The sequence below is a fragment of the Enterococcus sp. LJL51 genome (assembly GCF_049894025.1).
Lineage (GTDB): Bacteria > Bacillota > Bacilli > Lactobacillales > Enterococcaceae > Enterococcus_L.
Window position 1 is genome coordinate 258,295 of sequence record NZ_JBNEQE010000002.1, and the last position, 14,299, is coordinate 272,593.

Consider the following 14,299-nt stretch of genomic DNA (forward strand, 5'->3'; position numbering starts at 1 on the left):
GATTTTGCTCTTTGGAGGTGAGAATAGTGGCACAAAGAATCCCTCAGGAAGTTATTGATGAGGTGCGTCAGCGGACGAATATTGTTGAGATTGTTGGTCAGTATGTTCAGCTAAAGAAATCAGGCAAGAACTATATGGGGTTATGTCCGTTTCATGAAGAACGTTCCCCGTCCTTTTCAGTGGCTGAAGACAAGCAAATATTTCATTGTTTTGGTTGTGGAAAAGGTGGAACTGTTTTTAATTTTGTACAGGAAATCGAAGGTATCAGCTTTCCAGAATCTGTTCAGAAGATTGCAGAGATGGAAAACATCCCTTTGCAGATTGATTTATCCAATCATATGGACCAAAGCAATACCGGCGATCCGAAGCGAAGACAGCTTCTGGAGATGCACAAAAAAGCATCGGAACTTTACCACCACGTGTTAATGAATACTCAAATTGGCGAAACAGCGCTAAACTATCTGTTGGAACGAGGATTGACCAGAGAAATCATCGAAGAATTTCAAATAGGGTTTGCCCCTCAGAAAAGAGATTTCCTTAGCCAAGTGTTTGCCAATGAAAAAATTGATGATTCTTTTTTTCAGGAATCTGGTTTATTTATTCAAAGGGATAGTGGAGAATTTCTTGATCGTTTTTATCAAAGAATTATGTTTCCAATTAGTGATGCACAAGGAAAAATCATTGCTTTTTCCGGACGTCTATTAAAGACAGACAGTTTTTCCGGAGAAGATATGCCTAAATACTTAAACAGCCCAGAGACGAGTTTGTTCAACAAGCGGGATACGCTGTTCAATTTTAATCTTGCACGGAAAGAGATTCGAAAAGAGAATACAGTATTTCTTTTTGAAGGCTTCATGGATGTGATTGCTGCCTGGCAGTCAGGGATTAAAAGTGGCGTGGCTTCAATGGGAACTAGTTTGACAAATGAACAAATCCGACAGCTTGAGCGGGCAGCGGAAGAGCTGGTTTTATGTTATGACGGAGACACTGCCGGAATCGAAGCAACCAAACGAGCCATCTCCTTATTAACCGAACATAGCCGATTCAACCTAAGTATCGTTAATATTCCTGAAAAGCTTGATCCAGATGATTATTTACGAAAATACGGAAAAGAAGCTTTTAAGGAACTGGCACTTCATGGTAGAGAAACAGTTTTCACCTTTAAAATGAGGTATCATCGTCTTTCTCGAAACATGAATAATGAGAAGGAACGGCTGGATTATGTCAATACGATGCTCCAAGAGTTAGTCTTGGTTGATTCTCCGTTGGAAAGAGACCATTATCTAGGACAACTCTCAGAAGAGTTCCTAATGTCTCAGCATAGCTTAGAAGAACAGCTACGCTTGATTGAAACAGAGAAGAGACAGAACACCAGAGACCAAAGACAATATCCTTCAGATGCTGCAGCTTCTTATGTTCCTCCCTATATGGAAGAAGAACCAATAGAGACAGCAGCACCACCAAGAGAAAGCCAAGAGCGATTGTCCCGTGTGGAAAAAGCAGAGCGTATGCTGCTTTATCGGTTGATGAATGAAGGAAATGTACGGGCAGCACTGCAGCAGCAGAATTTCTCATTTGTTCATACAAAGTACGAGGAGCTCTATATGTGTCTGGCCGATTTCTTATCTGTCTATCCAGATTTCAATCTAGCTCAGTTTTTAGAATACTTGCAAGATGAAAAACTAAAAGAATTGGTGATTACCATTTCTTATCAGGAAATGTCTGAAGAAAGCTCTCAGAGAGAGCTGGACGATTTACTAAATGTCGTTATGTATTCAGATATTGAAACTCGGATTGAAGAATTAAATAGGGAAAAACAAGAAGCGCAGCGCTTGGGAAATCAGCCTAGGGTAGATGAACTTTCTATGGAATTGATCAAACTTGCGCAGAAAAGACAAAAAACTCGGTAATTCCAGCAGAAAAAGATTAACAAAACATAAACAGTTGTTATATAATAGATAGGTATGTAAATATGAAGGGGGCCTTCTTTCATGGAAAAAGAAACAGAAAAGAAATATGCTGAGGCTGTTGCAGGCTTTATCAAAGAGAATAAGCCGAAAGGTACAGTTGTCTATGATGATTTGGCAAATAAACTGGCAACACCTTTTACACTAAATGCTGACGAAATGGAAAAACTGATTCAAAAAATTGAGGACGCTGGAATCAGTGTTGTCGATGAAAATGGTGATCCAAGTGAGCACAGCCTGAAAAAAGATGAAAAAGTAGCGACTAAAGCTCAAATGGAAGATTTATCTGCCCCAACTGGTGTTAAGATTAATGATCCAGTACGTATGTATTTGAAAGAAATTGGTCGAGTTCAGCTTTTGACAGCGGAAGAAGAAGTGGACTTAGCGTTGAAGATTGAAGAGGGCGATCAGGAAGCTAAACAGCGTCTGGCTGAAGCAAACCTGCGTCTGGTTGTTTCAATTGCAAAACGGTATGTTGGCCGCGGTATGCAGTTTTTAGATTTAATTCAAGAAGGAAATATGGGTCTGATGAAGGCCGTAGAGAAATTTGATTACCGCAAAGGATTTAAATTCTCAACTTATGCAACCTGGTGGATTCGTCAGGCGATTACTAGAGCAATTGCCGATCAAGCTAGAACAATTCGTATCCCAGTGCATATGGTTGAAACGATTAATAAATTAATTCGTATTCAGCGCCAGCTCTTACAAGATTTAGGCAGAGAACCAACGCCCGAAGAAATTGGTGCTGAAATGGACTTGCCTACAGAAAAGGTACGGGAAATTCTGAAGATTGCTCAAGAGCCTGTATCACTGGAAACACCGATTGGTGAAGAAGATGATTCTCATCTTGGTGATTTCATTGAAGATCAGGATGCAACAAGTCCGGCAGAACATGCTGCTTATGAGCTGCTTAAAGAGCAACTGGAAGATGTTCTGGATACATTGACTGACAGGGAAGAGAACGTTTTAAGACTGCGTTTTGGCCTTGATGATGGACGTACGCGGACACTGGAAGAGGTTGGGAAAGTTTTTGGTGTTACAAGAGAGCGTATCCGTCAGATTGAAGCGAAAGCTTTACGGAAGCTGAGACACCCGTCACGTTCAAAACAATTGAAGGATTTTCTGGAATAGTCGATTTTTGAAAGAAGTTTGGACCTGAACCTTTATTAGGAGGGTCATTCCTATGTAACAGCTCTTTTCGAACAAGTCGAAGAGAGCTGTTTTTAAATTTCTTTACGGAATCGTAACATAAAAGTTACCTAGTACATATTGGAACAAAAGTAGTTTTGTGATAGATTAGATTTACTTGGTAGAGTAGAATGTGAGGCGAAAAAATGACGAAGCATTGCCCTAATTGTGGAAATGAACGAGATGATAATGAAAAAATATGTTCAGCATGCGGTTTTGTGTTTTCAGATGATGAAAAGAATAAAGCGGATGAAAACAATTCCTCTGAAGATAATAAACAGGAGCAGTCCGATGGATCTTCCTCTCATTTTTCCGGTAATGAAGAAAATGAATCGATTGAATGGGCCGACTTGAAGGATTTAAGTATTGGACATGTGATGGATATGTTTAATGAACAGCAAAAGACAGCGGAAGAAGAAAATGAATCAGTAGAACCTTTAACTGAAGAAGAAGAGACAGAAAGTACATCAACTAATTCTGATGAAATAATTTCTCCGTCTGAAAGTGCAGAGGCACCTGAGACTGTAGCTGAGCAAGAGGAACAACAGGTTCAGGAATCCGAAGCTGCCGAAATGGATACACCTGACGAAACCATAGTAGGAGAGCCAGTTGCTGAAATGGAACAAGATGAAGCGGATGCCGAACAAGAAAATGATAGTGAAGCAACGTTAAAAGAGTATATTGAAGCACATAAAAAGGAAACCGCGAAAACAAAGTCTCCTGAATCTAATCCAGTGAATGAACCTTTAGAGATAGAAGAAGAATCTGAAGTGGACACAAATCAAACGATTCAAAAAGAAGACACAGTGGAACAGGAAAAAACTGAAGCCCCCGTTATTCCTGAAACAGAGGAATCAAACGAGCAGCTGGAAGAAACTCATTCAGTCCCGCCGGTTGGAAATGATACAGATGGAACAGAGGCAAAGGAAGAACCACTGGTCATTGATTCAAAGAGTAAGAAACCGGAAGAAATTGAAATGGATGCAGCACCAATCTTTTTCAAAGAGAAGGATGTTTTGCCGTCTGAATTGGGCCCAAGGAAGAAAACTTCTCAGTTTGCCAATCTGGATCAGGCTGAACGGCCAAAAACCAATTCAAATCAGCCGCCTAAGCAGTCAACATCAGAAAGAAATAAAAAAAGAAAAAAAACACCGCTGATTTTAGCAGCAGTGGCTGCTTTAGCTTTAGGGGGTGGAGGCTGGTACTATGTACACAGCCAAAATCAGGCAAAAGAAAAAGAAGCAGCTGTCACGAATGCACAAAAAGAGCTGTTGAAGAAGACAAAAGCTTCAATTAATAGTTATTTTCTTAATGATGAACAAGTTTTTCTTAAATCAGAAATGGTCAATGTGAGTACAGATTCTGTAGAAGCAGATTTGGAAAAACTCAAGGATGAAAAAGAGTATCAGACGCTTTCGGAATCGTTGGATAAAGTGAAGGAAAAGCAGACCGTAATTAACAAAGTCAATGAGCTTTACACTTCATCTGTTATTGCTGGGGATACCTTTAAAGAACAGCCAATTGTTGCTGACAAAGCTGTTTCATTATCAAAAGAAACAGGCGACGACGGTTTTTCAAAGCTGATAAATCAAGCAATTGATAATGCTAAAGGGCAGTACGATCAGCTGCAAACGGCTAAAGCCGCTGTTGCGAATATCTATAAAGAGGATAAAGCAACAGAAGCGCTGTCGCAGCAGACCTATGCAACAGCCGAAACAGAAGTGAATAAAATCAAAAATTCAACTTTAAAAGAACCATTAACAGCTACTTTGAAGAAGGCTAAGGCAGCGTTAGATACCCAGCTAGCGGCGATTACTGCAGAACAAAATCAAGCGCAGGAATCTGCTGCTGTAGAAGGTTCTGCGAATAATCAAGCGGCAGCAGATGGCTCTGCGGGAGCTGCTGGAAGCACTGGAACTGCTACTGCTGGCGCAGTAGACGCTAACGGCTTCTCTGCACCAGACAGCAATGGAGTTTACACAGCCCCTGTTTACCCTGAAAACCCAACAGATGTTGCTGATAGCAGTAACCCTGCCTGGATATGGGCACCTGGTATTCAGGAAAAAGTAATTGCTACCTGTATTGCTCGAGGCTATATGACAGCAGATGGCTATTACCTGCAGCCAGCTCAAATTGTTAATGGTCAAGGATATTACAATTTATATAAAACCGATGGTACGTACCTTGTAACTATCAACGCTCAGACTGGCTGGTTCAAAGGAAATGCTTCAAGAAATGCGGGACGTTAATTGATACAGATACGGCTGATTAATTAAAGAATAGGATAAATTAAGAGGTCGAGACAAAAGTGTTTAGCTCTGAGAAATAAGAGTTCAGGTATTTACTTATGTCCCAAATTCTGCCAGTGAAGAATGATTGTATTTATTTATCAAACAAAGAGTTTGGAATGCAGTATTCCAGACTCTTGTTCTATTATAGCTCTTGTTATGCAGCTCACTTGGGGTTCTTAATTATATATCAGCCAAGGGAAATCAGTCTATTTTCCGTCTGCTTATGAGATAGCATAGATGATAGAAATGAAATATAGTTATAGTAGGGAGGAATTCTTTGGATGGAGAAGGTTAAGTACGAAACATTTCGGGAAGGGGTTCAGGCTTGTCTGCCCACTGTACTTGGGTATGCAGGAATTGGTATTGCAGCTGGAATTGTTGGTAAAAGTGTAGGCTTATCTGTTTTTCATGTGGCGATGATGTCGATACTGATTTATGCAGGCAGTGCACAATTTATTATTTGCGGGATGCTGGCAATTCAGGCACCTGTTTCAGCTATTATATTAACAACATTTTTGATTAATTTACGTCATTTTCTGATGAGCATGTCAGTAGCTAGCTTTTTCAAGAAAGAGTCATTGATTACAAATATTGGTATTGGCAGCCTTTTAACAGATGAATCCTACGGCGTACTGATGACAGCTATTTCAAATGAACATAAAATCAGTTCGAATTGGACACACGGCTTAAATATTACAGCATATCTTGCCTGGATTCTCTCCACAGTGGGCGGCGCCTTGTTAGGGAACTGGATTCCTGATCCTTATATGCTGGGGCTGGATTTTGCATTGGTAGCAATGTTCGCTGGGCTTTTTGTACTTCAGGTAGATACAGCAATCAAGAAGAAAACAAAACAGACACTGCTAGTTATTTTTTCTGTCTGTATTTCTATCTTTATATCAATGAAATTTTTTTCATCAGAACTTGCAGTGCTTATTGCAACTCTGATTGGCTGTGGAGTGGGGGTGACGGTTTCTCATGACGAATAGTTATATACTGCTCACCATTGTTGGCTGTGCCATTGTTACCTGGCTGCCTCGGATTATTCCTTTTGTTCTAACAAAGAAGCTGTCATTTCCTGATTGGCTATTAAATTTTCTATCCTATATTCCGATTTGCATATTAACAGCACTTTTATTCCAAAGTATCTTAATTTATAGAGAAGGGGAATTTCCAGGACTCAAGCTGCTGGAAGCAGTCAGCTGTATTCCTACATTACTGGTTGCTGTTCGAACGAAAGATTTGATGCGGACAGTCATTACCGGAATCATCACTATCGCTATTCTGCGATTCATTTTTTAACACATAGAGAGGAAGAAGGCAATGTACGAATTATTAGGAAATATATTTACAGCACTAGTTATTGATCAAAATGACAGCAGCTACTTTTTGCAAAAAAACGGGGTTACTTTTCGTTTATCAAAAGAAGAAGGAGAGCATCAGCTGGGAGAAGCTGTAGAAGGCTTTGGATATGTGAATCAAAAGCAGGAGCCTGCCATGACAACAGTTATTCCAAGTATTCGTTTAGATAAGTGTGGTTTCGGCGTAGTTACAGGTGTACGGAGAGATTTAGGTGTCTTTGTAGATATCGGATTAAAAGATAAGGACGTTGTGGTTTCCATGGATGAGCTTCCTGTTATGAAAGAGCTTTGGCCTAAAAAAGAGGACCGTCTGATGATATCATTGAAAACCGATGATAAAAACCGTATTTGGGGACAATTGGCGGATGAAAAAGAATTTCAGGCCATGGCACAGCCGGCAGATGAAGCAATGAAAAACAAGAATATTACAGGTACAGTGTTTCGTCTGAAAATGGCTGGTACTTATGTTTTAACTGAGGAACTACATCTTGGGTTTATTCATCCTTCTGAACGATACCAGGAACCCCGCTTAGGTGAAAAGATTTCTGGTCGTGTTATCGGTGTGAGGCCAGACGGTATATTAAACCTTTCGTTGAAGCCAAGAGCCCACGAAGCAATTAATGACGATGCAGCAATGTTGTTGACCTTCCTTGAACGTTCTGCTGATGGAAGAATTCCGTATACAGATAAATCAGCTCCCGAAGAAATAAAGCAGGCCTTTGGCATTAGCAAAGGTCAATTTAAACGGGCAATCGGCCATCTGTTGAAAGACAAAAAGATAAAGCAGGAAGATGGTTTCACAATTTTATTGTAGTTTAGATTACAGTGAAACCGTGAAAAATACTTATACCGGGAAAGTGTTAAAAAAATAATGATTCTAATTGAGAATCACTTGCAATTGTTTTGGAGTTAATTTATACTTATTATAATTTGGAAGTGAGAATTTGATTATCAGATTATAATTATTATAAATAAGGGGTTTTCTTTATGAACTCAATGGCAGCATTAAAAAAAATTAAGAAGCAATTACATGAATCAGGATTCAAATTAACGCCTCAAAGAGAAGCAACACTACTTGTATTGCTGGAGAATGAAAAGGACCATCTTTCGGCTGAAGAAATCTATTTTTTAGTTAAAAGAAAAAGTCCGGAGATTGGCTTAGCAACTGTTTATCGGACGTTGGAAATTTTGACGGATATTAAAGTGATTGATAAGGTCAGCTTTAATGATGGTTTGGCTCGCTATGATCTTAGAAAAGAAGGTGCTAAGCACTTTCATCATCATCTTTTGTGTCTAGAATGTGGTAACATAGAAGAGGTTGAAGAGGATCTTTTAGGTGAAGTAGAAGAAATCGTAGAGCAACGGTATCATTTTGTTGTAAAAGATCACCGTCTAACATTTCATGGTATTTGTCAAGAATGTCAGCAAAAAGAAGCTGCTGAGAAAAAAGGAGAATAGTTCATTTATTTCTAAAATATTAATAAAAAGGGGAAATTTGTTGTGAGTGTTCCAAAAGGTTGGAAGTGGATAGGTTGGTTACTTTGTATTGGTTCGGTTATACAGCTCTATCAGTTGATTCAAGTTTTTGAAATAGCTATGTATGTGAGTGACTTACTGATTTATTTAGTTATTGTATTAAGCTTTAATGTGGTAAATGGATTAACTGGTATTTTTTTAATAAGAGGAAGTATTATTGGCTATCACTTGACGAAGGTGTTAATTATTCTAACACTGGTCTTTCCTGTGCTGGAATTACTTACCTTTGGTAAAGCTGAGATACTCTCAGTACTAGTTAGACTATTCATACTTTCTAGAATTGTATCAAAAAATAGTGATTTATATCTTACTCATTTGCGTCTTGAAAAGAGTGAGCGAAATAAGCAAAAGCTTGCTGATGTTGAGTAGTCTATAGTATAAAGAAGCAATTATAAAAAAGCTTAAAACTGCTTCTTTTAGTATTGGTAAATGCTTCTTGTTTTATGTTTTTTGAGTAAAAAAACCGGACAGCCGTTCAAAGGAAGGCAGCTGTCCGGTTTTGTATTTTACTTTAGAAATTACAAGTTGGCAAATTTTTCCAACAAACGAATCATTTGGCAAGTAAAGCCATATTCGTTGTCATACCAAGCGACTGTTTTAACTAACTGGAAGTCTCCCGCAGTTGTTACTTCTGTTTGTGTTGGGTCAAAAATAGAACCTTCAGTAGTACCAATCACATCGCCAGAAACGATTTCACGGTCATCATAACCGAAAGAAGGATTATCAACAGTATGTTTTTTAATCGCTTCGTTGATTTCATCTGCTGTTACTTTCTTTTTAAGAATAGAAACCAGCTCAGTTAAAGAACCATCAACTACAGGAACACGTTGTGCATGACCTTGTAATTTACCGTTTAGTTCAGGAATTACCAAGCCGATTGCTTTAGCAGCACCTGTTGAATGTGGAATTGTATTGTCGGCAGCAGAACGTGCAGCTCTTAGATTACCGCCTTTAACTGGACCATCCAGCAGCATTTGTGTTGAGGTATAGGCGTGAACAGTTGTCATTGTTCCAACTTCAATCCCAAATTCATTATTTAGGAAGTAGGCCATTGGAGCTAGACAGTTCGTTGTACAAGAACCTGCAGAAATGATTTTGTCATCGCTGGTTAATGTATCATCATTCACGTTATATACAATTGTTTTCATGGCACCTGCTGGAGCAGAAATAACTACTCGTTTTACACCTGCGTCTAAGTGAGCTTGTGCTTTTTCTTCTGAAGTGTAGAAACCTGTACATTCCAAAACGATGTCTACACCGTTTTCTTTTGCCCATGGAATTTTACTAGCATCGGGTTCTGCATAGACACGAGTTTCTTCGCCATCCACTACAATGGCATTATCAGTTGCGGTAACAGTACCTGGGTACGTACCATGTGTGGAGTCGAATTGTAATAACTGCGCCAACATTGTTGGGCTGGTTAAATCGTTGATTGCTACCACTTCAATATCATCTGATACTTCTTTTATACGTCGAAAAGCTAGTCGACCAATTCGTCCAAAACCATTAATACCTACTTTTACTGTCATAGTGCTAATTCCCCCTTCATTAATTAAGCAGAATGGATTCTTCTACTTATGTTTACACTTCATAGTTTGCAACCGAACGGATTTTTTGTCAAAAGATACACCTCGAAATAAAAAGGTAAAGTCAGTTCTTTAAACTAAAAATTAGAGGAAAATCAAAAGAACAGAGAAATCTATCCGTGTAGGGAGTTCTCTATTCAATCTGGTTTTGATAGAGCAACTTAATTAACTGAAGCAAAATATTAATTAGCTGGTAGGATAGTCAAAGCAGTGAAACTCAATTCAACAAAGGAAAATACAAAAATATATCCTTCAACATAGAGTAGTGTTGAAATATGTACCTCTTAAAATCGCTAAAATGGTACTTAGGCTGACAGAACCTACAGTTTTAATTTCAGCTGAAAAAGCTTAGTATCAAAAAAATATTTTGAATTCAGGCTTAGATTCGAAGCGATTCTCATATAAATTATTCTTCTTTTAAATATAATTCTGCATGCAAATATAAGCTAGATATTGTAGAATAAATAATAAAATCTGACGTTTATTACAGTGAAAAATCTAGTTTTTCAAGAAACAATTGAACTATTTTTGCTGTAATATACAATCACATGATGAAATTTCTAAAGAAAACGGAACAATGTCTAATGAGTTCATAGAGCTTCAAAACACTTGTCATTCCATTCATCGCTGTAGCAAAAACAAAAGACTGCTGTTTTACGACAGTAAACGGAAAATTACTTCTATGAAAAATACCTAGAAAGCTGTTGAGTTTTTGTGAAGATGATTCATAGGTTAAAAGTAGTTTTTTATCCGCTGCTATTTGTGCTATACTAACACTAGCCTTTGGAATAGTCCTTTATTCACTAGCTGTTATTATTGAAAAATATAATTTGATTCTTGCAGAGGCGAAAAAATCGTGCTAGTATAAACAGCTGTGTTTCTTATTAAAGGTTATATTCGTTAAGAATTTATTGACAAGTGTTTAGTTGTAAATCGTGTTTAAAGAAAATGGTTCTGTTGCTGTTATTTTTACTGCTAGTTTAAGTAAAGTGTAGTAGAAACTTTAACCAGATTTATATAGATAATTTACTAAAATAGGAGGACGATAAAATGTCCATGTTTTTAGATCAAGTAGTGATCGATGTCAAGGCTGGTAAAGGCGGCGACGGAATGGTCGCTTTTAGAAGAGAAAAGTATGTGCCTGACGGCGGACCCGCTGGCGGGGATGGCGGAAATGGCGGGGATGTAATTCTAGTTGTTGAAGAAGGTCTGCGGACACTGATGGATTTCCGTTTTAACCGTCATTTTAAAGCCCCTTTAGGTGAAAATGGCATGAGCAAAGGGATGCACGGCAGAGGAGCAGAAGATTTACTGGTAAAAGTACCACCAGGTACAACGGTACGCGACGCAGAAACTGGTGCTCTAATTGGTGATTTGGTTGAGAATGGGCAGCAGCTGGTTGTTGCTCATGGCGGTCGCGGCGGTCGGGGAAATACCCGATTTGCTTCTGCAAGAAATCCTGCACCGGAAATAGCTGAAAACGGCGAGCCGGGTCAAGAAAGAAAAATTGAATTGGAATTGAAGGTTTTAGCAGATGTGGGACTTGTCGGCTTCCCTTCAGTAGGAAAATCCACATTGCTTTCTGTTATTTCAGCAGCAAGACCTAAAATTGGCGCTTATCATTTTACAACGCTAGTGCCTAATCTTGGAATGGTTACAACCGGAGATGGCCGCAGCTTTGCTGCAGCGGACTTACCTGGATTGATTGAGGGTGCCTCTCAGGGCGTGGGACTGGGTACTCAATTTTTACGTCATATTGAACGGACAAGGGTTATTCTTCATGTAATTGACATGAGCGGAATGGAAGGCAGAGATCCATATGAGGACTATCTGGCTATCAATAAAGAATTGGCTTCTCACAATCTGAGATTGCTGGAACGGCCTCAAATTATTGTTGCTAATAAGATGGATATGCCGGAAGCTGAAGAAAACCTCAAAGAGTTTAGAGAAAAGATTGAGAAGGAACGGACAGACGAATATGCAGATGCCTTGCCTATTTTTCCAATCTCTGGAGTTACGAAGCAAGGGCTGGAGCCGCTATTGAATGCTACAGCTGATTTACTTGATGTTACTCCTGAGTTCCCTCTATATAATGAAGAAGTAGAAGAAGAAACTGTTCGTTACGGCTTCCAGTCTGAGGGTCCTCAGTTCACAATTGAGCGTGATTCTGATGCAGCTTGGGTATTAACCGGTGAAGCATTGGAGAAGCTGTTTAAGATGACGAACTTCGAGCACGATGAAACAGTGATGCGTTTTGCTCGACAATTAAGAGGAATGGGTGTTGATGAAGCGCTGCGTGCACGGGGCGCGAAGGATGGAGACATTGTCCGAATTGGCGGCTTTGAATTTGAGTTTGTTGAATAAAGTTTTTTTCTAATATAATTAACTAGTTAATTTCAGACAGCGGGCGCTTTGTAGTCAATATTTAATGGCTATTCATTAATAGTGTTTATAGAATTTTCTCATAGCTGCTAACACTTATGAACGGCGCTGTAAGTTTTAATGATGACATCTTTGTGCAGATTTAGCAAAATAATGAGGTTGTGACAGAAGTGTTCAGCTTCAAGCAATAAGGCGGAAATTCCGAAAATTGTTCTACAAATTTTTGCGAATTTCCGCCTTATTGTCGAAGAAGTTACTTCTGAAACACCGTTTATCCGGGTTTAAGGGACTGAGGCATACTAATGTCACAGCCCCTTTTTTTATTGATAAAGGGCTAGTGAGGGTGTCATCTGGCTAATGTTTAGCTTTATGAACAAGTTATCTTTAACAACAAGGCGAGTCAGATACAAGATGCTCTTTATCCTGTGTCTGACTCGCCTTACTGCTCGAGAGCCAAATGACATTTTTCCATCAATAATCTAATGATAGAAAGTAAAATTTAGCAGCAGTTTGTCAGTTGTGTTTTTTTAAGCTTAATTTATGTTAGTTATTCTATACTTTAATTTGCAAGGGAGGGATTATGTTGAAATTAAAGAACTGTTTTCAACGGAGAGAGAAAAAATATAAGCTATCCTATGAGGTATATGAGCAGCTGTTGAAGAGGCTGGAAAAACATATGTATGAAGATGAATATGGACTGCATACTATTATATCTGTTTATTTTGACACCAATGATTATGAAATGATTCGGCATTCTATTAATAAGCCGGTTTATAAAGAAAAATTTCGTTTGAGAAGCTATGGTATACCACAGCAGGATAGTGATGTATTTATGGAAATCAAAAAAAAGGTTAAGGGAGTAGTATACAAACGACGGGTGAACCTTCCATATGAACAAGCAACAAGTTTCTTTGAACTAAGTCAAGATAATCACAGTTTTGAACGCCAAAAGGATCAGCAGATAAAAAAGGAAATTGACTGGCTGGTTTTAAGAAAAGCATTAAAGCCGAAAGTGATGATTGCTTATGACAGACAGGCATATTACAATCCGCAGGATGAAGATTTTCGCATTACTTTTGACTTTAATATTCGTTACCGGACAGAAGAACTGGATATTTCCAAAGGAGATTATGGAAAACCGGTGGCGCCGGAGCTTGATATTTTGATGGAAGTTAAAGCGTTAGGCGCATACCCAATCTGGTTTTCTGAAATACTAGGAGAATTGAAGATTTATCCAGCTTCTTTCTCAAAATACGCACAAACCTATCAGCGTTATCTATTTATCAAGGAGGACTTTAGTTATGTTGTCTAGTTTATTCGCCGAAAGCTCGGTGGAGCTTGATCTTTTGAGTTTGATTTTATGTATGGGAACCTCAGTCGCCCTAGGACTTTTAGTGGCTGCGGTTCATATGTACCGCAGCAGCTATTCTAAAAATTTTATTATTACCTTGGTAATTCTGCCAATTTTGGTTCAGCTGGTTATTATGCTGGTGAATGGGAATTTAGGTACAGGAGTAGCAATTATGGGAGCCTTTAGCCTGATTCGTTTTCGTTCAGTTGCTGGTGGGGCTAGAGAGATTACTAGTGTTTTCTGGTCAATGGGAATTGGTTTAGCGACAGGTATGGGCTATATCAGTTACGTCATTATCTTTTCATTAGTTATTGCCGTTGTTCTGTTTCTTCTAAACGGTAGTCATTTTGGTGAGAAAAATAAAGTAGCAGAACGGGAAATTAAAATTACAATCCCTGAGGATCTTGATTATCCAGGACTTTTTGATGACCTGTTTGCTCAGTTTACTCATAATTTTAATCTGGATTCAGTGAAGACAACAAATATGGGCAGTCTCTATGAATTACGTTATCATGTGACACTAAAAGATGCGCAGGAAGAAAAAACACTTTTAGATGCTTTAAGAGTTCGAAATGGCAATTTGACAATCGCTTCTGGAAAAGTTTCAACAAACAAAGATGAATTGTAGGTGACAATT

The 14,299-nt window shown here is 38.7% G+C and carries 12 protein-coding genes; 11 read left to right on the forward strand and 1 reads right to left on the reverse strand.

Annotated features, from left to right (window positions below; translation table 11 throughout):
• Positions 1-26 precede the first annotated feature (26 nt).
• From dnaG to ACPWSO_RS03445, 8 genes are all read left to right on the forward strand, one after another.
• Positions 27-1,910 carry a DNA primase gene (gene dnaG, locus ACPWSO_RS03410; protein ID WP_426081397.1) on the forward strand — a complete coding sequence of 628 codons (1,884 nt, stop codon included), beginning with the start codon at positions 27-29 and terminating at the stop codon, positions 1,908-1,910.
• Between the two features lie 81 nt (positions 1,911-1,991).
• On the forward strand, positions 1,992-3,098 hold the full coding sequence (gene rpoD / locus ACPWSO_RS03415) for an RNA polymerase sigma factor RpoD (protein WP_426081398.1): 1,107 nt from the start codon (positions 1,992-1,994) through the stop codon (positions 3,096-3,098).
• A gap of 203 nt (positions 3,099-3,301) precedes the next feature.
• Positions 3,302-5,404 carry a cell division site-positioning protein MapZ family protein gene (locus ACPWSO_RS03420; RefSeq protein ID WP_426081399.1) on the forward strand — a complete coding sequence of 701 codons (2,103 nt, stop codon included), beginning with the start codon at positions 3,302-3,304 and terminating at the stop codon, positions 5,402-5,404.
• Between the two features lie 323 nt (positions 5,405-5,727).
• Positions 5,728-6,435: an AzlC family ABC transporter permease gene (locus ACPWSO_RS03425; RefSeq protein ID WP_426081400.1), complete on the forward strand. Its 708-nt coding sequence runs from the start codon at positions 5,728-5,730 to the stop codon at positions 6,433-6,435.
• Complete coding sequence (locus tag ACPWSO_RS03430; protein ID WP_426081401.1) at positions 6,425-6,748, forward strand: AzlD domain-containing protein; 324 nt, start codon at positions 6,425-6,427, stop codon at positions 6,746-6,748. The genes ACPWSO_RS03425 and ACPWSO_RS03430 overlap by 11 nt, the downstream gene beginning before the upstream one ends.
• 21 nt (positions 6,749-6,769) lie before the next feature.
• Complete coding sequence (locus ACPWSO_RS03435; protein WP_426081402.1) at positions 6,770-7,621, forward strand: CvfB family protein; 852 nt, start codon at positions 6,770-6,772, stop codon at positions 7,619-7,621.
• A 173-nt stretch (positions 7,622-7,794) separates the two neighbouring features.
• Complete coding sequence (locus ACPWSO_RS03440) at positions 7,795-8,265, forward strand: Fur family transcriptional regulator (protein WP_426081403.1); 471 nt, start codon at positions 7,795-7,797, stop codon at positions 8,263-8,265.
• A gap of 42 nt (positions 8,266-8,307) precedes the next feature.
• Positions 8,308-8,712 carry a hypothetical protein gene (locus ACPWSO_RS03445; protein WP_426081404.1) on the forward strand — a complete coding sequence of 135 codons (405 nt, stop codon included), beginning with the start codon at positions 8,308-8,310 and terminating at the stop codon, positions 8,710-8,712.
• Positions 8,713-8,861: 149 nt separating this feature from the next.
• On the opposite strand, the gene gap is transcribed toward ACPWSO_RS03445, so the two are convergent.
• Positions 8,862-9,872: a type I glyceraldehyde-3-phosphate dehydrogenase gene (gene gap, locus ACPWSO_RS03450; protein ID WP_426081405.1), complete on the reverse strand. Its 1,011-nt coding sequence runs from the start codon at positions 9,870-9,872 to the stop codon at positions 8,862-8,864.
• Positions 9,873-10,979: 1,107 nt separating this feature from the next.
• Between gap and obgE the strand changes: the two genes are divergently transcribed.
• From obgE to ACPWSO_RS03465, 3 genes are all read left to right on the forward strand, one after another.
• A complete protein-coding gene (obgE, locus tag ACPWSO_RS03455; RefSeq protein ID WP_426081406.1) occupies positions 10,980-12,293 on the forward strand; it encodes a GTPase ObgE in 1,314 nt (437 codons plus the stop codon).
• A gap of 598 nt (positions 12,294-12,891) precedes the next feature.
• Positions 12,892-13,623: a VTC domain-containing protein gene (locus ACPWSO_RS03460; RefSeq protein WP_426081407.1), complete on the forward strand. Its 732-nt coding sequence runs from the start codon at positions 12,892-12,894 to the stop codon at positions 13,621-13,623.
• Complete coding sequence (locus tag ACPWSO_RS03465) at positions 13,613-14,290, forward strand: DUF4956 domain-containing protein (RefSeq protein WP_426081408.1); 678 nt, start codon at positions 13,613-13,615, stop codon at positions 14,288-14,290. Before ACPWSO_RS03460 ends, ACPWSO_RS03465 begins: the two co-directional genes overlap by 11 nt.
• Positions 14,291-14,299: the final 9 nt, after the last annotated feature.